Source organism: Streptomyces sp. NPDC004838 (assembly GCF_053600955.1).
This window is the reverse complement of the sequence record NZ_JBSGAW010000037.1, coordinates 67,526-87,494: the sequence shown is the minus strand read 5'-3', so window position 1 is coordinate 87,494 and position 19,969 is coordinate 67,526. Positions and strand designations below refer to the sequence as shown.

Here is a 19,969-nt window from a genome sequence, read left to right as displayed (position 1 = left end):
GGAGCTTCGTTGCATCCGTCGCGGCCCCCGAACCAATCGTCACACCCCTGTGACCAGGCACCTCACAAGATCACCACGACTTTGAATCAGCCCTGGCTTCCAGGGTCTGCGGAACTCGACGGCGACGCTGCTGCTGGCCCGGGGCGTCGAACTCGTCGTGATCAAGGAGCTCCTCGGACACGCTCACATCGGCGTCGCAGCCACCGTCTACGCCCACATCCGACGGCGCCTCCAACGAGACGCCGTCGACACCCTCAGCACCGCACTCAACGAACCGCCACCTCGCTGATGTTGCCGTCGACTACTACCGTCAGACGCTCGGCAAGCCCACTGGACGTGGATACGCAGCTTTCCACGGTTGCACCCAAGAACAGCAGACAGCCCCACCACCTGGTGAGGCTGACTGCCAACTCCGCCGGAAAATCCTAGGCCGCTGGAATGGTCGCGACTGTCACTTGCCCATCCATCAGGCACTCGATAAGAATCGAAGTACCAAGTGGGTAAATCCAGAAATGTGGCCCAGAATCCAAGATCTCCCAAGCGTGCTCCACGACGGTGCGTGCAGGAAGAACTACCGTCGGCATCACGAGATTTCCCCAGAAGATGGCAACATGCGCCCCTTCCGCTGCGTACCGGGAGAGCAATTCCTCTATCAGCCTCGCCCAGTCTTCTTCATCGTCCCACCATCGACGGTCATCGAACGAATCGGCCGGCCATTCAAGAGCTGCGGTGACGGTGGGTGGGAACCTGTTCAGGCTCACCGCTTCCAGTTCGCGAGATTCCGCAATACCTAGCCTAACGACCTGGCATTCTTCATCAGAGTGATGATAATTCATGAAGCCAGGAAGAAGGTCTGGACGACTCCCGTAGGGAATTTCCTCCTTCATGCGTTTCGCCTCAGCCAAGGAGTGACACTTGCACCGGGCCATCGAATGGCCCATTTGCGAACCGACGCACCTTTCCCTGTCATTACATTGATATGCGCCCCCTTAACTCCATCGACGTCAAGACGAAATTCCCGGTAATCTCCACCGCTTCTACCCGTGAACCCAGTCAATTTTCCATAGGTCTCTATGGCAGCCTCGAGCCGACCGACAAGCGGTGCCGTTGAGCCGTCATCGAGCGTCCCTATCAAATCCAGTCCGGTGTTACGAGCCTGCTCGAACGAATCCCTGTCAAGAGTTACCTCACTCCTGGGCTTCTCGGGATTGCATTCGCAGATTGGCGAGTGCCCATCAACCGCGCCACCGCAGTTGTGAACCAGGACTGGAGCCGCCTCCGCCAGCACATAGTACGCATGCAGTTCGGCGATCGTGAGGTCGTGCGTGCGCTGGCGCTTCCCGAAAGTGCGGGTCTCGTCCAGGACGGCCGTCGTGCCCTCGGGCGTCGTCAAGCGCATGCCCGGCTTGAGGTCCCCGGCCTTGATCCACTCCGGTGCAACCCTTTTGGCTAGCTAGCCAAAGAGTTCTGATAGCGCATCCACAGCCTCGAAATCCATGCGTTCGCATCATCGGGCGGCCGGGAGGTCACCACTGGCGACGGAGCTGATTCCACAAGGTGCAGCAGCGTCCAAGCCAATCCGAAGCAGTCGTCATCCCCGAAGCACGTCAGTAGGAGCCCGGCCTCTTCATCGGTGACGGGCTTCTCGATGGCGTGCAGGGCCCGCTCCATCTCGTCAAATGCCTCGTCACCCTCCTCGGAGTTATCTTGCTCCGAGGGTAGTGGGCAACCCAGCCGAACAAACTCTCGAACCTGATATCTGATCACTGAAATCCTCCTCACAAGAGATGCGGATAGTTAGCCCTGTAGTACTGCATGATCCCCGAGATTGCATCATTGAAATAGCTCGGATCGCCATGGTTTACCTGGCCAATCATTCGTAGATTCGCGAAATCTGCCGCCAGGACCTGTCGAAACGTGAGCCCGGCATCAACGCGCGCGGCCCTCCTTCCCGCGCCGCCGTACGTGCGCGTCATTCTATGATCGGCATCCGTCATCATATGTGCGGCGAAGTCTCGATAGTTCGAGATACGGCCAGAGGCGGCCTGCGGAATGTGGTTCGGCGTGAGATTGTCCCCAACTCTCGCCCTGCCATCAAGATCCCCAAAACGCCCTACTTCATGCTCCTGGACAGCCGACCGTATGGACGCACCATTGGCGCAGCGGCAGGAGTCAGCGTGGCAGGATTTGAGCCGCCACAGTTATAGACGAGGACTGGCGAGGCCCCGCCAGCACATAGTAAGTGTGCTACGCGACACCCCTCTACCTGCTCTTATGCAGGTCAAGCGCAGCTTGCTGGCCCGGTGCAGTGCATGGGTGTCCGTGGCTGTGCGGAGTTGTTGCCTGGCGACGAACCGCACACCCTGCGCAACTGGCCTCCGCTGACGTTGCCGTCAACTACTGCCGTCAAAAACCAGATCAGCCTCGCCAAGCACAGCTCGGCGAGGCTAGTCTTTGCCACTGCATGGCCTTTATCATGGCGCGGCCGGGTCGAATCGGGTATCGAATCCCATGCGACCCATAAGCACCAACGTTTTGGAACCCGATACTTGAGATCCATCAGAAAGAACCGAAGAACCGGTCCCACCAAATCGGCTCCCCAGAACCGTGGAAGCGCAGGAGAGTGGATCCGTCATAGCGACTTGTGAGAAGTTCTTCCGGAATCGTGACGTACCCCGATCCAGCAATAACCTGCTCTACCTACTCAAGGTCGCTCGCGTCGCGCTCGCCTTCGGCGCACGTTTCATTCTTACCCAAGAAGGCGCTAGGCTTATCAGATGCCACCACTGCCAATTGCTTGCACTTGCTCACCAGGGGACAACAATTCTCGTCCCGCAAAATGTGAGCACCTTTCCAGCGAGAGGTTGGTAAGATCCTGTTACAAGCTCGAAGGTGCCCCATTAGTGAATGGGGTGCCGCGTACCCGAGATTCTGCACCATGGATCCTCACAGTAAAGAGGCCGCGTATCTGGCTGCATAAAGCGGTATCCGTCGGAGTCATACCGATCCCAGCAAACTACGGCAGGCCGCTGACCGGTCCTCAGTTCACAAAACTCCTCGACGGCCGCACGGATGCCAGAGACTGGAAGTACACTGCGAGGCTCGAACAGCCTCCCATTACCGAGGTCAGCAACAACTTTCGGATCCAAAATTGGTGGGTCCGAATTTTTGGAGATCCAGACGCTTCTCGCAATATCCTGATCCACCCGCACTTCAGAGCCCTCAAGAACCAGCCACCTCAAGGCACCATATCCCGTGAGCGAGTTTACCGAGACTTGAAGGCAACTGTCGAAACCCCGATCCGATTTAATCGAGTCTCTATGCGGCATCAAAAGAAAAAAGGTGGCGAAAACTCCCCCCTCTGACTGCCCAGCCACGCCCGAGTCCCGGCCGGATCCGCGGCTCGCCAACTCGTCAATAAGGCGGTCAAGAGCAGCCCCTGATAGGGCATGGTACGTCGTTCCGCCAACGAAACCGGTCAGAATCATCAACGTTCTCCAACGCTCGATCGCGGGTGTTCGGTTGCGTTGCCGTCAGTAGTGGGACTGGAGCCCGTCAGGTTCGTTCAGCACACTGTGGCCATTCATGCGAAAGAGGAGGGCGTACTAGAGCCGCGACAACGGATTCAACTTTCTCGTCTGTGAGTCCGATCAGGGTCCACCCTCCGCCTCGGAGCGAAAATAGGCCGATCGAGGAGTCGCCCTCATCGAGAACGTCGAAGAATCCGCTCCAGCCGAACCTATTGTTCCGGAAATCATCAGAGATCAAATATCGATCCCCGTAAGTTCCTCGAAGGGTCGACCTGCGCCCGATGCCGACATGGATGATTTCAGGTGACCCCACAATCATTGCGTGTAGCGCAGATGGCTCGAGCAAACCGAGAGACGTGCAACCGGATACATTGATCAGCTCCGCGAGCCGCCTCGTAGCCACTTCAATCGTCGGCATCGTGCATCTCCAATCCGTTCGCCACGGACGACACCTACGCGGGCCGCCCGTCACGATTGCACCAGCCCAGGCGCTTCCATCCGCTCACCGCGGCAGAGGCCCGCCAGTTCCTCAACGCAGGCCCGCACCGACCGGCTCCACGCGCTGTACGAACTCTCCCTGCGCACCGGACCCCGCAAGGGCGAACCCCTCGGCCTCCGCTGGAAGACCTCGACCTCATCACCGGAACGGCCAGCATCCGATACTCGCACCGGCGGCCTCACGCATCTCCCCACCAAGACCCGGGCGTCCGAGCGCCGCATCGCCCTTCCCACCCGCTGCGTCCAGTCACTGAAACACCACCACGAACAGCAGAAGCACGAGCGTGAGGCCGCGGGCACCACGTGGCAGCACGACGGGCTCGTGTTCACGACACCGCAGGGCAGGCCGATCGACCCGACCAACCTCACCCGCACCTTCACTACGCTCCTCTGCGAGGCTGGCCTCCGCCGCATCCGCTTCCACGACCTCAGGCACTCGACCGCCGCCCTGCTCCTGGAACACGGCGTCGAACTCATCGTGATCAAGGAACTCCTCGGCCACGCCCACATCGGCGTCACCGCCACCGTCTGCGCCCACGTAAGGCTCCGCCTTCAGCGAGACACCATCGACACCCTCAGCACTGCGCTCAGCAGTGGTGGGATCACCGAGACGGCCAGCTCCGATGGCGACGAACCGCCGCCTTGCACCGTCCTCGTCCGCTGACGTTGCCGTCAACTACCGCCGTCAGGCGGTCTCACTGGGCACCACCCACCAAGTGGCGATTCGCGAGTGAAAGCAAGGGCGCGGGCTATAGGAAGAGGGGGCAGGCCATCAACCTGCCCCCTCTTCCTATTTACCGCACCCGCCCGCAGAGGTTATTCATCCACCGCGAATCGCCAATCCCAAAGAGGTTCCCTCTGGAACCGCGCTAGAACCTCTCCATATTCGATGAGTTCGCCGTAATTCGTATCCAGCAAGCCCGGTACTCCCTGGATTACTTCGCCCAGAAGATCGCGAATGCAAGATACTCCCGAATATTCAAGCGTGACCGCCTGAAACTCGCCAATCTTCTGGCGAATCTCATCCACTTCTTCCTGATCGAATTCATCGAGGACATCCCCGGACGCGTCTACGCCGAAGCTGCATTCTCCTCGATCCAGCCGATCAAAGGTTTCACCCTCACTGTAGGCGCCAGCCTGCTGCAGACGGGCCACGATGTGCTGATGGCTCCCTGGGGGACTGAGGAGAACGATGGTAGGCCGCATGGGTCTTCCTGTCGTGACGGGCGCTCATGTCGCATCTTGGACTACGGAGTCAAGACATCCAGCAGGACATTCTTGTCGCGAGTGACCATGATGCCGGCCTGCTCAAGACTCTTGATCACGCTTCCTCGCCCTTGCGGTAGGTAGACGATGACCGGATAACCCGTCAGACTCTGAGTTCTCAAAGCCTGTTTCAGCGCCCCCTTACCCGAGCCCGTCTTGACCTGAACCACGGCGTTCCTGGTCACGATGTCGAAATCCGTGAGCACTTGGCCGTCTGCGCCGACGATGTCGACTCCCTGTGCCCGGACATGCCCCGGAAAACGGGCGTTGATGTCGTCAACCAGTTCAGGAACGAGGGGATCGTCTCCCTTTCCGATCACGTGCGTCGGACACTCATTGCTGTTGTGCACGAGGACCGGCGTGGCGCCCGCCAGCACATAGTACGCGTGCAGTTCCGCGATCGTGAGGTCGTGTGTGCGCTGGCGCTTGTCGAAAGTGCGGGTCTCGTCCAGGACGGCCGTCGTGCCCTCGGGCGTCGTCAGGCGCATGCCCGGCTTGAGGTCGCCGGCCTTGATCCACTCCTGCTGGGACTCGATCCAGAAGGGGTGGGTCGTCGTGGAGATCAGGGAGGAACTCTCGCCGTCGGCCGTGATGGTGAGGTCGACGAAGTGCTTGTCGTCCTCGGTGACGATCGTGCCGACGACCTCGCGGACGACCTCCTTCCCCGTCTTGGGATCGGTCGTGACGATCTTGTCGCCTGGTCTGATGTCCTCGATCGGTCTGGTGGAGCCGTCCGCGAGGAGCACCTGTGTGCCGGGCAGGAAGCTGTGTGGGCTCGGGCAGCTTTCCGCGGCTCCCGATTTCTCGTACTTGGCCTTTACTGCGGCCAGTTTGTCTCTGGCCCTGTTGAGGGTTTTGGAGGTGTCCCAGATTTCCTTGACGCCGGTGACCAGGTCGTCGAGGAGTCCGCCGACCCGTTTGACCAGCTTTGCGGCGTCATCCCATTTCCAGGGGGCTCCGTATTTCGCGAGGAGTTTTCCCGCCAGACCCCCGGCGAAGCTGCCTGCGATATTGAGTATCGTTTCGCCACAGGCGGCCGCGTCACCGCTGGATATGCAGTCCAGGGCCGCGGTGACGCCCAGTTCGTCCATGAGGATCTTGGCGAGTTTCCTGCCCGCTTTGGCGACCTTCTGGCTGGCCTTGTTGTTGGCTGCTTCCGCGCCCTTGACGTCTCGTTCCGCTTTGTTGACGTCTCCCCTGGTGTTGCCGTGTCCCGGAGGGTTGCTCTTCCTGGTCGGACAGTCGTAGTCCGTACTCGGACCGCAGGCGAGCAGCAGCCCTGTCGGGTCCGCGTAGGTGGTGGGGTTGTTGTTGGCGTAGGCGTATCCGTTCATCTGCTGTGGATCGGCGGTGTCGATGATCGGGTCGACGGAGATGAACTTGCCCAGCTTGGCGTCGTATTGACGTGCGCCGACATTGGTCAGGCCGGTGGATTCGTCGATCGTTCCGCCGACGAATCCCTTCTGGCCTTGCCATGTCCCGGTGTTCCCGGCGCGCGCGTTGCCGTAGGGGTCCATGCGGCGCGTGGTCACAGCGCCGGTGGTGGCGTCGATCGCGAGGTCGCCCGTGCCGTGGTGGTCGGAGGCGATGTAGCTGATCTTGTTGTCGGAGGTGCGGACGGCGACGGTCTTGCCGGCGTGGGTGTAGTACCGGGTGGCCGTCCTCGTCGTTCCGCCGGCCGGGAGGTGGAGTTCGGTGTCGGGCAGGTAGATCGTGGTGCCCGATGGGTCCTTGCGCTTGAGGCGATTGCCGTTCGCGTCGTACAGGAACGTGGTCTCGGTCGCCTCGTTCTGGTTCGGCGTGGTGGGGTCGTCCGGCTCGGCGATCTTGGTGACCTTGCCCTCGGGGTTCCAGGTGAGGGTCTGGGTGTCGCCGCCGGTGGTCCGCTGGGTGGTGTTGCCCGACTGGTCGTAGGCGTAGGTCGAGACCTGTGTACCGGTCGGAGTCTGCTCGGTGACCTTGGTGAGAGCGTGCGGTCCGCCGTCGCCGGCCTCGTTCTTGACGCCGTTCTGGTTGGCGTCCGCGTACCCGTAGGTGCGGGTGACGTCCTTGGTGGCGTCGAGGCCGGTGTCGTGGCGGACTTCCTTGGTGCGGTTGCCGATCTTGTCGATGGTGTACGACGTCCAGTACGGAGCCGGTCCGCCGAGCGGGCTCGCGCCCGGCGCGGCGGCGCAGGCGCTGGGGACGCTGCCGTTGTACTCGGGCGTCGCCATGCCGACGGTGCCGGAGCCCGCCGCCGTCGCGGCCGTGGCGGCCGGGGTCCAGACCTCGGAGAGCCGCTTCTGGCCGTCGTAGGCGTAGCACTGCACGTCCGTGGTCGCCGTACTGCCGGTGTCGGCGGTGTCCGTGGTCGAGAGGACGTTGCCCGCCTGGTCGTACGAGGTCCTGGAGTCCTTCGCGGAACGGTTCAGGCCGTCGACCGTCACGAGCTGCCGGGTGACGCGGTCCGTGCCCTTCTCGTAGAAGAAGTGCTGCTCGGACTGCTTGGTACCGGTGTTGAGAGTGAGCGTGGACAGCTGACTCGTCGGCGTCCAGACCGTGTTGGTGACGTAGTTCACCGCACCGGACAGGCTGATGGGGCGTTGCAGTTCGTCGTAGTTGGTGACGACGGCCTCGGTCGGCAGGCCGCCCACACCGGGCATGCCCCTGGAGGCGACGGTGCCGTCGTTGTTGTAGTTGGTGGTGAAGATGTAGAACCCTTGGAGGGCCCCCTCCGAGGCCGGGACGGAGATCGTCGTCCGGATGGCGCGGTAGAACGTGTCGAACTGGGCGACGATCGAGGCGAAGTACTCGGTGGGGCTGGTGTAGCGGCGGGACGCGTACGGGTGGCCCAGGGCACCCGCCTTGTCGTACTGGGTCTCGGTGAGCTTGGCGCCGGTGGTGCCCGCTCCCTCGTAGGTGGCGAGGGGGCGGCTCAGCGCGTCATAGGTCGTGGTGACCTTGTCGCCCCTGCCGTCGGTCGTGGTGACAGGGCGGTCGGCGTCGTCGTAGGTCGTCGTCGTGGTGCCCGTGTCCGGGTCGACGCTCCGGATCTTGCGGCCGAGCTGGTCGTAGGTGTACTCCCAGACGTTGTTCTCCGCGTCCTTGACCGTCGCCATCTGGCCGGCGGGCCGATAGGTGTACTTGGTCGTGGTGTGATTGCCCAGCGGACCGCTGACGACCGGCGAGGCACCGTCGAAGTGGCGCAGCTCGGTCAGCTGCCCGGCTTCGTTGGTGATCGACGTGGTGGGGACGCCGCCCTGGGGCGGGTCGGTGTGGACCCGGTCACCCTCGCCCGTCGAGTCGTACGACGTGGTGGTGCGCCACTGCTCGTGACCGGCGATGGCGAAGATCTCGGCGGTGGGGCGGCCAAGGCCGTCGTAGAGATTCCGGGTCTGGGAACCGACAGCTCCGTCCGACACGGCCATCAGACCGTCGGAGGGAGCGCCGAGCGCGTTGTAGGTCGCGTTCGTCTTGGCGATCTTGCCGATGCCGTTGTACCAGGTGTCCGCGACCATGCGGGTGCCGTTGGGACCCTCGGTCTGGTGCTGGCGGGGGCGGAGCAGTGCGTCGAAGAGCTGGTACTCCGCGACGGAGTAGTTGCCGGCGTTGCGGACCTTCTCCGTCTTGATGGCGGAGACGGCGTCCTGGCGTATGAAGTAGTCGTACTTCAGGCTCGGTCCGACAGCACCCTTGGCACGGCCGGGGAGCCAGACGGACGTGAGCCGCCCGAGGGCGTCGAAGTCCAGGTCGGTACGTCGGTTGTTGGGGTCGATCTGCGCCTTGGCCTGGCCCCACGCGGGTGCGTACTCGGTGGTGGTCAGATGGTTGAGTTGGTTCGTGGAAGTGACCTTGGAGATCAGCCCGTTGGTCTCCGTGTAGGCGAGGGTGGTGGTGGCGGCGGCCGGTGTGTCCGTCTGGGTGAGGGGCCGTCCGTACTCGTCGTAGGTGGTCGTGCCGGTGATCTGGTAGGTGGGCGTGGTGCCGTTGTGGGCCGTCAGCCGCTCGGTCCGGGTGGCCAGGCCCCGGGTCGGGGCGGCGCCCAGGGCGTGGCCGTCGTAGCTGGTGCGCTGGTCGCTGAGGACCTGGGTGGCGCGGTCGGGGGTGGTTCCGCACGCCACCGTCACGGTCTCGATCCGCTCGGGCAGGTTGACCAGATTGGCGGCCTGGTTGTCGGCGTACGTGGTGCGGGTGCACTTGTCGTCGGCCGCGGTGGACAGGTCACCCAGATCGTCGACCTGCTTGGTGCGTCCGACGACGCCTGCGGCGGTGTCGAAACCGGTGATCGTCTTGGACTCACGCCAGGCGCCGCCGGTCAGGGCCGTGAAGCCGCGGGTCGTCTGGGTGCGTACGACGGTCGCCTTGTCGACGACCTGGGTGCCGCCCCAGGTGCGGGTCCGGGTGGCGGTGGTGCGCTGCCAGGGAGTGGAGATCACCTTCGAGACGATGCTGCCGCCGTTGTAGACGGCCTTCTCCAGTTCGTAGCCGACGTACTCTTCCGAGTCGGAATGGCTGACCCCGCTGGAGTCCGTGACCGACAGGTTGCGCACGCCGCCGCCGGGCATGGCGTCGCCGTCCATGCCTTGGAGGTAGGTGTAGTCGACGCGTGAGGTCTGGTTCTGGCCGTCGCCGGAGGTGACCCGGACCTTGCCGTAGCCCTGCCACTGTCCCCAGGTCAGCTGAGCCGGGTCGGTGATCCCGTCGGGTTTGGCCTTGCGCCAGGCGGCGTCGCCCAGGTAGTCGTACCGGGTGACCATCGGGTCGCTCAGGCCGGTGCGGTCGGACTGCTGCACGGAGGCGACGACGTACTTGTGGAACCAGTCCGTGATCGGTGTGAGGTGGCCGGGCGGGGCCCAGACCACGGGGTAGCAGCGTTTGACGGACGTGCCGGGGCTCGGCAGTGATCCGGCGGCGCAGTCGGCGGGCTTGTACTCGACGTCCAGTTGCGCGCCGGACTCGCTGAGCACCGTGTGGAGACGGAACCGTTTGATCGGGGAGAGGTTGTTGCCGATCGCGTCGACCCGGTTGTCCAGCTGCCTGCCGATGAGCTGTACGGAGGGGAGGGTGATGCTGCCGCCGTTGCCCTTGCCCTCGTGCTGGATCTCGGACAGCCACAGGGTCTTGGAGTCGTCGCCGTTGTCGGTGAACAGATGCTTGAGCCGCCAGGCGTCGACGTCGGCGTAGGGCGTCGTGGCGTCCGTGGGGGTGGTCACGGTCGGACCGGTGCGCATCTGCGTGGTGATGGCGGTGAGTTTCTTGCGGGTGAAGAAGGACGGCGACGCCTGGGCGAAGCCGCATCTGGTTCCCACGGCGCAGTAGCGGTCGTGCGGGGTGTCGGGCCAGCGCGCGGCGTTGGCGGCGGTCCACTTCGACTCGGCGCAGTCGAAGTCCGCGGTGGTCTCGCAGCGTTCGGCGGTGGTGAACCGGACCTGTGCCGGGGCCGCCTCGGTGAAGAGCTTGTCGTGCCGCTGTCCGTACTCGATGCGCTGGAGGTAGCCGCCGCGGGTGTAGGTGGTTCCGGGCACATCGGTCTTGCCGCCGCGTGCGTAGGCGTTGAGTTCCTTGCCGTAGAAGTAGGAGATGGTGTTGCCGTGCCGGTCCTTGACGTAGTCGAGGCTCCATCTCCAGCCCTGCTGGCACCAGGCGTCGGCGAACACCGCGTTGTAGCACGGCTCCCCGCTGTCGTCGCCGGTGACGGGGACGGTCCAGGCGGAGTTGGTCTCCGGGTCGGGGTCGGTCGTGGCGGTGGTGGCCGGGTTGTCGGCACGCCAGCCGGGGCGGCGGTTCAGCCCGAAGTGGTACTCGCTGCCGTCGGCGGTCACTTTCCAGTGCTCGCCGTTGTTGTCGCCGTTGACCGCGCCGTCGAGCTTCTCGATCTTCCATCCGGAGTCGCCGGTCATGTGCCAGGCGCCGGTGGTGTCGTCTTTGATCAGCTGCCCGGACGAGCCGTTGAGCATGATCGTGGCGTTGTCGTGGGCCCAGCACATCTCGCCGGAGTTCGCGTGCCCGTCGTCCGCGCACGGCTTGTACTGGCGCTCGATGAAACCGGGTTCGTAACTGAACGACTCGCCCACCCAGGAGCCCTGGTTGTTGGTGATGGCGGTCTTGCCGTCGGTGCTCTGCGAGGAGTACGAGAGCCCGACCGACGGGACCTGTCCGCCGGGGGTGGGTACCAGCCGCATCGGATACGACCAGGAGAATCCGCCGGACGACGGAGACACGTTCCACGACGCGGACGGGGAGAGCGGTGTGGCGCTGTAGTCGCCCTGGGACGAGCCGGTCGAGGACGCCACCGCCAGGAACGGGGTCCCGTTGCCGCCGGTGACCGGGACGTCCGCGGAGACCGTGCCGGCCTCGGTGTCGTTCACCGAGGGGAGCCGGACGGGCCGCTCGGGGCAGGCGGTGGAGCCGGGAGCCGCGGTCATCGCGCAGGCGGGGAGCTGATACAGGGCCAGCCGGGCTCCGTAGTCACCGCCGTGGCCCTCGGCGAAGCTCCGGTAGTCGACGCTGAGCCGCGTCCGGGCCGTGGCGGCTGCGGTGGCCTTGGGGGCTGCGGTGGCTGTGGCGTCTGCGGTATCCGCGTGAGTGACCTTCAGCAGGGTGCTCGCGCCGAGTGCGAGAGCCCGCCCCCGGTCCACGACCTCGACCCGTACCTTCTTCGCCGCGGGTGCCTTCTTCGCCCCGGCGGTCTGACGCGAGGCTGTGGAGGTGGGCGTGGTGAGGGTGAGGGGGAGACCGCCGGGCTGGATCCGCGCGCCCGCGGCGGTCACCTCGGCGGTGGCACTTCCCGCGCCCGGCCACCGGGCCTGGTCGAGGGCGGTGACGGCGGCCTTCCTGGTCGTGTCGACCGGCCGGGGCTTGGCCTTGGTACGCGTGCCCTTGGCGGGGTCGTCGAAGGCGGGTTTGTCGGCCGCGAAGGGGCGTGCCGCTTCCGGGACGGCCGCTGCCTGCACGGTCGTCGCGGTGAGGACGGTCGACAGCGCCAGGGCGATCACCGTGGCGGCTCTTCGTCCGCGGATGAGGTTGGGGCGGGGGGTTCGGGCAGACATGAAGGCTCCCGGGAAGACGCGGAAGGGGACGAGGAAGTCCGGGGTCCGGTCGCCGCCGGACGGGTGCGGCGGCGACCGGTGCGGGGCTAGAGCGCTGGTTTGACGTAGTTGTCGTGCAACTTGTCGATCGTGCTCTTGTCGAGAACGCCGTTGTAGACACGGACGTCGTCCACGTCTCCGGCCAGGAAGTCCCCCCAAGTGCCGGCACCGGTACGGGCCCGGCCGATCTGGAGGCCGCCGGTGGCGGGCCAGGTCATGGCGACCCCGTCCACATGGCCCGAAAACGGTTGGGGCCGACCGGGATCCGGTTGCGCCGCGGCTCCGTCGACGTACAGACTCAGTCGCTGGGTCAGCGCGTCGTAGGTCACCGTGATGAACTGGCCCGCTGCCTCGTGTGGTCTGTCGTTCGCGTAGCCGCGCGCCACCGCGGCGGGTGTGTCCGAACCCGGGTCCCGGGGAACGACCAGTTCCCAGTGCCCCGCCATGCCTCCTTGAGAAGCGGTGAAGCGGACCACGAACCGGTTGGTGGTGTCGCCGGGGAGCGCCAGCACCGCCTGGCGGTTGGTGGCCGTATTGCTGGACAGCCGGACCCGTGCGGTGACCGAGAAGCTCCCGGTGCCGGAGAGCGGGGCGGTCGCGGTGGCCGCGTAGCCGCTGTCCTGGAGCCGCAGTCGTCCGCCGCCCACCGGATCGCCCTGCGCGTCCTCAGTGATCATCAGCGTGTCACCGAGGGCGACGTCCAAAGGCGTCTCCTGGACATACGCGGCACCGCCGCCCATCACCAGCGCCTGCCCACCGCCGAGTGCGGGGAAGGACGTCCCGGTGACCGTGTCGAGGGGCCAGTAGCCGAGGCGTTCCAGCTTGCCGGCCACCATCGTGGCGACCTCGCCGGCCGGGGTCACGCGGTTGTAGGCGCGGACGTCGGCGAGCTGCCCGTCCCAGTGGCCGTGGTAGCCGGTCTTGGCCCGGACCCGTCCCATCTGGAAGGTGCCGTGCGCACGCCATGGGTAGGGCTGAAGCACTTCGGCCTTGAGTTCCCCGTCGACGTACAGCTTGAGGGGTTTGACGGCACCGGGATCGTAGACGCCTGCGATATGGCGCCATTCACCCGCGCAGACCGGCTGTGTCGTGGTGCCACCGCAATTGCGGTTCCCGGTCGCGACGAGCGTCGTGGCGTCCATCGCCTGGACATCGCCCGTCGGCAGCGTGAACACCCATGTCTTGTCGGCCGCACGGTAGCCGAGGGAGAAACCGGGTTCGCCGCTCCCGTTCTGGCTGACGGCCGTCATGTCACGGTCCAGCGTGTCCGGCTTGACCCAGGCGCTGACCGAGAAGCCCTTGTCCGTGTCGACGACCGGAGACCTGGTCGCGAGGTACGCGTCGGCGGTGCCGTTCAGATCCATGACACGGTCGGCCGGCGTTCCGTTGCCGGCCGTGTCGCGGGTGACTCCCGGGCCGATCTCGGCCGGGTGGTTCCCGGACTGGTCGCGGGCCGTGGGCTCCTGGGGGCCGTCGGCCAGGCTCCACTGACCGGAGGCGGGCTGCCCCTCGACAGCGGTGAAGAAGTACGTCACCTGCTCACTGGCATTGTTGGCACCGTCGTACGAGGTGACGAACAGCTTGTGCCCTCCCCGGTGTTGCGGTGTCCACTGAACGGTCACCGGGCCTCCGGTCTGTACCGGGGTGACGGTGGCGGGCGGCAGGTTGTCGGTGTCGAAGTCGTAGACGTACTTGGCGACCGCGTCGTCGAAGCCGTCCTCGGTGTTCGGCGCGAAGGTGAAAGAACCCGTGGTGCCCAATCCGGCGCCGTTGGCCTCTCGCGGGAACTGCGGCGAGTCCACCAGGGGCGCGCCTGGGACGTTCTTGTCGACCAGGAAGCGACAGGTCGGGCCCCAGCCGCTCCAGACCACACCGTCACTGACCCGGGCCGTCCAGTTGACCACGGCGTTCTCCTGGATCACCTTCCCCTTGGGCGCTGTCACCTGGTGCTGGAACGTCGCCCCCGGTGAGAGCATCCCCGTCGCCGCGGAGTACGTCTGCGCTGTGCCGGCCCCGTCCGTCCACGAGATCTTGTACTCCACCTTCACGGGCTCGGCTTCGGCCGAGCTGTGATCCGGGTCGGTCGGCTGGGCGTACAGCTTGGGCAGTCGGCTCACCCGCACCCCCGTGGCGGTGGTGTTGCACGCCCCGCCGGGGTTGCTGGACAGCTTGGCGGCCGTCAGCGTGGCCGGGGGCCGGTTGTAGGTGACCGACAGATAGGCGTTGCCGCACATGCGTTTCCACTCGGCGAACCGGCTCTCGTCGGCGGCGCGCAGACCGAAGGTCATACGTGCCCAACCGCCCGTGACCGCGGCTTGCACGTCCTTCGCCAGTGCCCCGGTCGCCGCGGACTCGAAGTGCAGATTCGCGGGACTGCTGCACGAGGTGGGCGAGATCGCCCGGTCCACGGTCGCCAGGGAGGTGTCCCACAGCGCGTTGGTGTTACTCCAGTTACTGGCGGACGAGACGCCGAAGTCCTTGCCGCCGACCCGGAACAGCCGCACCGGCTCGGCCGTGGGTGTGGCGCTGTAGATATGGGCGACCCTGGCCGAGAAGGTCGCCTGAAGGATCGTCATGTTCGTGCGGTAGGCGGTCAGCGGAACCGTGTACATCAACCGGCGGGTGTCGATGCCCTGGCAGGACGCGGCACTGTAGTCGGTGGGGCACTTGCCCATGCCCGCCGGAGTGGTGAACTTCCAGTCCTGCTCGTTCGGCATGCCCTTGATCACCGAGGTCCAGGCTGAACTGGGGCTCGTCACGGTCGGGTCGATGACCACGGGGAACGCGGCGGGGTTCGCCAGCAGTCCGGGATCGGGCACGAGGGTGAGGGTGTTGCCGCCGACCGTCATACCGACCGGAGCGACGGTGGCGGCGGGGTGCGGGGACAGCGGAGAGCCGTTCGAGACGGCCGACCGGGAGCCGGCCGGAGGCTGAGGCGTCGGCGGGGTGTCCCACATCTCCGGCTCGCCCGCCTCGAACACCACCCCGCCGGACTGAGCGTCGACCGCCCGCAGGTCTCCCTCCGGGGAGGTCTGTACGGTGAGCGCGTCCGTGCGCAGCCCCAGCTCGATCCGGGCGATGTCGGGGTTGGCCGCGGCCGCCGGCGTCTTGATGACGATGAAGTGCCCGAAGCCCTCCGCTTCGGCGCGTACCACGAGGTCCACTCCCGGCATGACCTCCGCGTACGTCGCCGTGTCACCGTTCACCGAAGGAGCGGGCAGGGCGCCGCCGGGCCAGGAGAGTTCGAACGCGCGACCCGCCTTCTCCAGCTTGACGAACGGGCCCGCCCCGCCGCCGGATACCGCCAGGTTCACGGTGGTGGACTTGGGCCGCCATCTTCCGTCCGAGGACTTGGCCAGGTTCTCGTCGATGGGTTTCCACAGGCCGTTGCGGAAAGCGCGGACGGGTTCGAGGAACTCCTGCGCCGTGAAGGTGCCGTCTCCGTTGGCCACGACCGTGCGCCGCTCCTCGCGCAGCCCGGTGACCTCGACCGGAGCGTTGGCCGCCGCTGCGGCGTCCTGTGCTTCGGCCTCGGTCGGCAGGCCGTTGGAGACGGCGGCCTTCAGCCGTGCCTGTGCCGCCTCGACCGTCTGTGCGCTGCGTACGCGCTCTGTTCCGTCGCCGCCGCCGTACTGTCCGCTCGTGGCCAGGAGCACGGTCGCCACACCTACGACGCCCGCCGCCGTCCACGCTCTGCGGTACCGAATCCGCTTCGACACTCCGCTGTCCCCCGCCTCTTCTTCGTTGGTGCCGCGTATGTCCGTCGAGTGGCCGGGGCGGGCTACCGGATCGTGGTGCCGAAAGCGGTGTTGTCGGCCGGGATGCCGCCTTCACCGGGCTTCCAGCTCTGTGTCGGGGCACCACCGGTACCTGTTGTCCACGGGTAGTAATGGACCGCGCGGTCCCCTGGGGCGGCGTACGGAAGTCCCACGTACACGGATGTGCGGGTGGAGAAGAGGTTCAGGCCGGCCAGCAGGTGGTCCGCGGGTGCGGCGGGGATGCCGTTCCCCGCTTCGAGCCAGACATCGGTTGCTCCGGGTGCGCCGAGGAGCGGCAGCAGGGAGACTCCGCCGATGTCCGTGCCGGGTGTGCCGGGGTCCTCCGAGTCCTCACCGGGTACTCCCACGGCCAGGCGCATGGTCGTCGCGGAACCGACCGACGACGGCGCGGTGTTGGCGGCGGTCAGGCCCTGTCCGAAGCGGTCGCCCGCCTCGGCGGTGCCTTCGACGTCCGCCGAGTCCTGGTTGATCCAGGAATGCCAGACCGCGCCGCTGAGGGCGGTTACCTGGCCGATCTGTACTCCGCCCCCGTCGGGCTCCGCGCCCAGATCCTCCCCGGGCACGCCGACGGCGATGAGTGCGTCGGTGTTCGAGGCCGATGTGGACGGGCGGTAGGGAGCCATCGCCAGCGAAGTGCCGTAACCGTCGCCGGCCTCGGCCGTGCTGTCGCCGACGCCGTTGCGGGCCTGTCCCGATCCCCAGGCGGGAGCGGGGATTCCGTCGACGTTGACCGACGCCTTGAAGACCGAGACGCCTCCCGCGCCCTTCAGCAGGTCGATGGACTCCCCGGGTGCGCCGACGGTGAACCAGTTGCCCGCTGCCGCCACCGAGAAGCCGAACCGGTCGTATGCTTCGGCGGTCTCCCAGACCCCGGGGCTGTCCTGGGTGATGGTCGTGACCTCGGCGGGCACCGAGTGGACGGCGTTGACCATTCCGGTGTCGGCGCCGGAAGGCAGGTCCTCACCGGGGATGCCGATGATCAGATAGGGCCTTCCGGTGCCCGAGACCGTCGTGGCGACCGAGTAGCCCACCAGGTCACCGGGCTCGGCGACCTCTCCCAGGCGACGGGTGGCCCCCTGCGCGAACCCCACGTCCGGCCTTCCCTGCCCGATGCCGAGGGTCGAGCCGTGGATGAGGTGCACCAGACCGGCGTCCTTTTCGACGCCGACGTCCTCGTACGGAATGCCCACGGCCAGATCACTGCACCCGTCGAGGTCGGCGTCGTAGACCGCGAAGGAGAACCCGAATCCGTCGCCGGCCTCGGCGCCGTCGGAGACATTGGGCATGTCCTGCGAGACCTCGACGACGCCCTTGCCGCCGCCGAGCACCACGCGGATCAGCCCCGCGCGCCCGATGCCGGAGACCGTTGCCTCGGGGTCCGCTATGGCCGTGTCGCGCAGGCCGTCACCGTTGAAGTCCGAGTCTGTTCCGCCCGCGCATCCGGCGGCCGACGCCGGTGTGGCACCGGATACGCCCGCGGCCGTCACGAGCACGGCCGCCGCCATCAGGCGTGCGATGCCCTTCCGCCAACTCCCCGCGTTGGAAGCGATGTTGACCCACCCCCCGATTGGTCGATGCATGGATCATCCAAAGACTTCACCGGCCGGGCAAGATTGTGATTCGGACATACTTTCGCATCGCCTGTCACGCGTTCATCACAGCTCGTTCACATGTGATCGGTCGACCGATAGAAGTGCGGGGATTGGGCTGTGGTCCGGATCGGCCACCGGGCTCCACTCTCCGGCGGCGGCCAGAGCGGAGTCCTGCCGTGTCCGAAAACGTATGCACGTCGAGCGCCGGCGACCGCCTCCGGCGCGGCCGTGCGGGGCGCGGGATTCCGGGCGGAGGGGGCCGGTTCGGTACGCGGGGTCCCGTACGAGGGTCGCAAGCCGCGTCAGGCGCTGGGGGCTTTCGTTCGGATCGGGCTGGCTCGGGGGGCGGGCTCCGGTGACGTGCGGAGCAGGGCGGGTGAGCTGGAGGGGCGCGCGGGTGTCGAGAGGGAGAGCGCGCGGAGGTCCCGAGGTACGAGGGATCGAGCACGGTCGACCGTCGACACACGCTCCAGCGCCCCGTGATGGTCCCCCCCGGACGGAGTCCGGGGGGAGAACCGAGCCACGAGAAGAGGGCGCTACGCGGGGGCGGCCAACTCCGCCCAGACCGTCTTGCCGGGTGCGCCCGGCACGCGGATCACGCCCCAGTCGAGGCAGAGCCGCTGGACGATGAACATGCCGTGTCCGCCGGGCCGTCCGGCCCGGTGCGGGGTGCGGGGTGCGGGATGGCCCGCGCCGCGGTCGGAGACCTCCAGGCGCAGCACCTTGCCGTCGCAGGAGACCTTCAGTTCGTCGGGGCCCTCGGCGTGGAGGCAGGCGTTGGTGACCAGTTCGGAGACGACCAGCAGGACGTCCTCGGCCGCGGCCCTGCGGTCGGCGGTGGCCGCGGGGAGCCAGCCCCAGTCGTAGAGCGCCTGGCGGGTGAAGTCGCGGGCGAGCGGAACGATGCCGCTGGCGCTGGCCAGGGCGAGGCGTCGTACCGGACCGGGCGTGGTCCCGTCCGTGGCCGACGCTCCCGATCCCGCCCCGGCCGCCGCCTCGGATCCCGATCCGGCCGGCGCTCCGGACGTCGCCCCTGTCCGTACGGGACCGTGCGAGGCGAGGTTCGCGGACACGGGAGCCGGGCCCGCCGGTCCGGAGCCCACCGAACCGGGGGCGGGGCTGTGCGAGGTGGGGCTGTGCGACGCGGGCGCGTGCGCGGGAGGGGCCTGCGAGGCAGCGGGGGATCCGCCGACTCCCGTGCCGCCCGGCTCGGGACCGAGGTCGCCCGGCTGCGGCCGGGTGGTGCTCATCAGCGCTTCACCTCACCGAATCACCAGTTCGCCTGCTGTATCTGTCGTTCCCGCCCGAACCGTTCACCGGCTCGCCACGGCTTCGCCTGTCCATGCTTCACAGGTCCATGTCACCGTGTTCGTACTCAGAGTGCCCGACGGGCGGCGGTTTTCACGGGACCTGTGGGGTTCTCCTGCCCGGCGGATCAGTGACAACACTCACCCTCGCCGATATCGGAAAACCCAGCGGAATCCGCCGGTCTGCTGCTCAGCCGGTCAGAGCGGCCTCGACCGTGTCGTGCACGGTGAAGACCGCCTCCGCCCCGGTGATCTCCAGCACCCTCGCCACGACGGGCAGCATCCCCGCCAGATGGACCCCTCCCCCGGCCGCGTCCGCCTTCAGCCGCGCGGAGAGCAGCACATTGAGACCGGTGGAGTCGCAGAACTCCAGCCGGGTGCAGTCGACGACCAGACGCGAACGGCCCGCGGCGAGCGCGTTCTCAAGGGGAGACCGGAGCAGGTCGGCGGTGTGGTGATCCAGTTCTCCGGCCGGCTGGAACACCTCGCTGCGGCCTTCGGCCCGGACCTCGACGTGTAGGCGGCCCTGATTGACGCTGCCGGCCGTCCCGAGGTCCATGCCCGTCCCTTTTCGTCGAGTCGTTCGCCACGTCTTCCGCGGTGTGGTTCACCAGACGTTCACCACATCGTCAGCCGTGTCGCCGCTGTGTCGTTCGTCGCATCGCCCACCGCGCCGTCGGCGTGTTCGCCACGCCGGTGACCGCACGGCAGCAACGCCGTACAGCCGTGCCAGAGAGCCGTGATGCCCCTCGAACACTACGCCTTCCCTACGCCGTGGAGCCACCGGAACAGCTCAACAAATCCGACATCAGAGACAATTGGCACTTGCGTCGGCCCGGCGGCAGCGGGTAGGGCTTGTAGAGGAAACCAGAGAGATCCGACCGCGACCGGCTTTGGAGGCGCCGCTCACCGCAGCCCAGGTACAGGCAT

At 66.5% G+C, this 19,969-nt stretch carries 9 protein-coding genes and 2 pseudogenes; 2 read left to right on the top strand and 9 right to left on the bottom strand.

Annotated features, from left to right (window positions below; translation table 11 throughout):
- Nucleotides 1-97: 97 nt before the first annotated feature.
- Nucleotides 98-289: pseudogene (locus tag ACWEFL_RS32060) on the top strand (tyrosine-type recombinase/integrase); the annotation flags it as partial.
- Between the two features lie 136 nt (nucleotides 290-425).
- On the opposite strand, the gene ACWEFL_RS32055 reads toward ACWEFL_RS32060, so the two are convergent.
- The 3 genes from ACWEFL_RS32055 to ACWEFL_RS32045 all read right to left on the bottom strand — a co-directional run bounded on the left by ACWEFL_RS32055 (nucleotide 426) and on the right by ACWEFL_RS32045 (nucleotide 3,488).
- Nucleotides 426-887, bottom strand: coding sequence for a hypothetical protein (locus tag ACWEFL_RS32055; RefSeq protein ID WP_451719467.1), 462 nt, complete (start codon nucleotides 885-887; stop codon nucleotides 426-428).
- A complete protein-coding gene (locus tag ACWEFL_RS32050) occupies nucleotides 884-1,426 on the bottom strand; it encodes a hypothetical protein (protein ID WP_451719486.1) in 543 nt (180 codons plus the stop codon). Before ACWEFL_RS32050 ends, ACWEFL_RS32055 begins: the two co-directional genes overlap by 4 nt.
- A gap of 1,474 nt (nucleotides 1,427-2,900) precedes the next feature.
- Nucleotides 2,901-3,488 carry an Imm1 family immunity protein gene (locus tag ACWEFL_RS32045; RefSeq protein WP_451719464.1) on the bottom strand — a complete coding sequence of 196 codons (588 nt, stop codon included), beginning with the start codon at nucleotides 3,486-3,488 and terminating at the stop codon, nucleotides 2,901-2,903.
- Between the two features lie 522 nt (nucleotides 3,489-4,010).
- Here ACWEFL_RS32045 and ACWEFL_RS32040 point away from each other — a divergent pair.
- A pseudogene (locus ACWEFL_RS32040) lies at nucleotides 4,011-4,692 on the top strand (tyrosine-type recombinase/integrase); the annotation flags it as partial.
- Between the two features lie 152 nt (nucleotides 4,693-4,844).
- Here the strand turns inward: ACWEFL_RS32040 and ACWEFL_RS32035 are convergent.
- From ACWEFL_RS32035 to ACWEFL_RS32010, 6 genes are all read right to left on the bottom strand, one after another.
- Nucleotides 4,845-5,183, bottom strand: coding sequence for a hypothetical protein (locus tag ACWEFL_RS32035; protein ID WP_451719462.1), 339 nt, complete (start codon nucleotides 5,181-5,183; stop codon nucleotides 4,845-4,847).
- Nucleotides 5,184-5,275: 92 nt separating this feature from the next.
- A complete protein-coding gene (locus ACWEFL_RS32030) occupies nucleotides 5,276-12,322 on the bottom strand; it encodes an RHS repeat-associated core domain-containing protein (protein WP_451719459.1) in 7,047 nt (2,348 codons plus the stop codon).
- A gap of 86 nt (nucleotides 12,323-12,408) precedes the next feature.
- Entirely contained in the window at nucleotides 12,409-16,080 is a 3,672-nt protein-coding gene (locus ACWEFL_RS32025; protein WP_451719456.1) for a LamG-like jellyroll fold domain-containing protein, read from the bottom strand.
- Nucleotides 16,081-16,142: 62 nt separating this feature from the next.
- Complete coding sequence (locus ACWEFL_RS32020; protein ID WP_451719454.1) at nucleotides 16,143-17,720, bottom strand: VCBS repeat-containing protein; 1,578 nt, start codon at nucleotides 17,718-17,720, stop codon at nucleotides 16,143-16,145.
- A gap of 548 nt (nucleotides 17,721-18,268) precedes the next feature.
- The gene (locus tag ACWEFL_RS32015; RefSeq protein WP_451719483.1) at nucleotides 18,269-18,805 is read right to left on the bottom strand and encodes an ATP-binding protein; all 537 of its coding nucleotides are present in this window, start codon (nucleotides 18,803-18,805) and stop codon (nucleotides 18,269-18,271) included.
- Nucleotides 18,806-19,229: 424 nt separating this feature from the next.
- Complete coding sequence (locus ACWEFL_RS32010) at nucleotides 19,230-19,598, bottom strand: STAS domain-containing protein (RefSeq protein WP_451719451.1); 369 nt, start codon at nucleotides 19,596-19,598, stop codon at nucleotides 19,230-19,232.
- Nucleotides 19,599-19,969 lie beyond the last annotated feature (371 nt).

Excerpts from the sequence above, each read along its gene's own strand:
- ACWEFL_RS32055 (WP_451719467.1), bottom strand. The coding sequence starts at position 887 with ATGAAGGAGGAAATTCCCTACGGGAGTCGTCCAGACCTTCTTCCTGGC.
- ACWEFL_RS32045 (WP_451719464.1), bottom strand. The coding sequence starts at position 3,488 with ATGATTCTGACCGGTTTCGTTGGCGGAACGACGTACCATGCCCTATCA.
- ACWEFL_RS32030 (WP_451719459.1), bottom strand. The coding sequence starts at position 12,322 with ATGTCTGCCCGAACCCCCCGCCCCAACCTCATCCGCGGACGAAGAGCC.
- ACWEFL_RS32020 (WP_451719454.1), bottom strand. The coding sequence starts at position 17,720 with ATGCATCGACCAATCGGGGGGTGGGTCAACATCGCTTCCAACGCGGGG.
- ACWEFL_RS32010 (WP_451719451.1), bottom strand. The coding sequence starts at position 19,598 with ATGGACCTCGGGACGGCCGGCAGCGTCAATCAGGGCCGCCTACACGTC.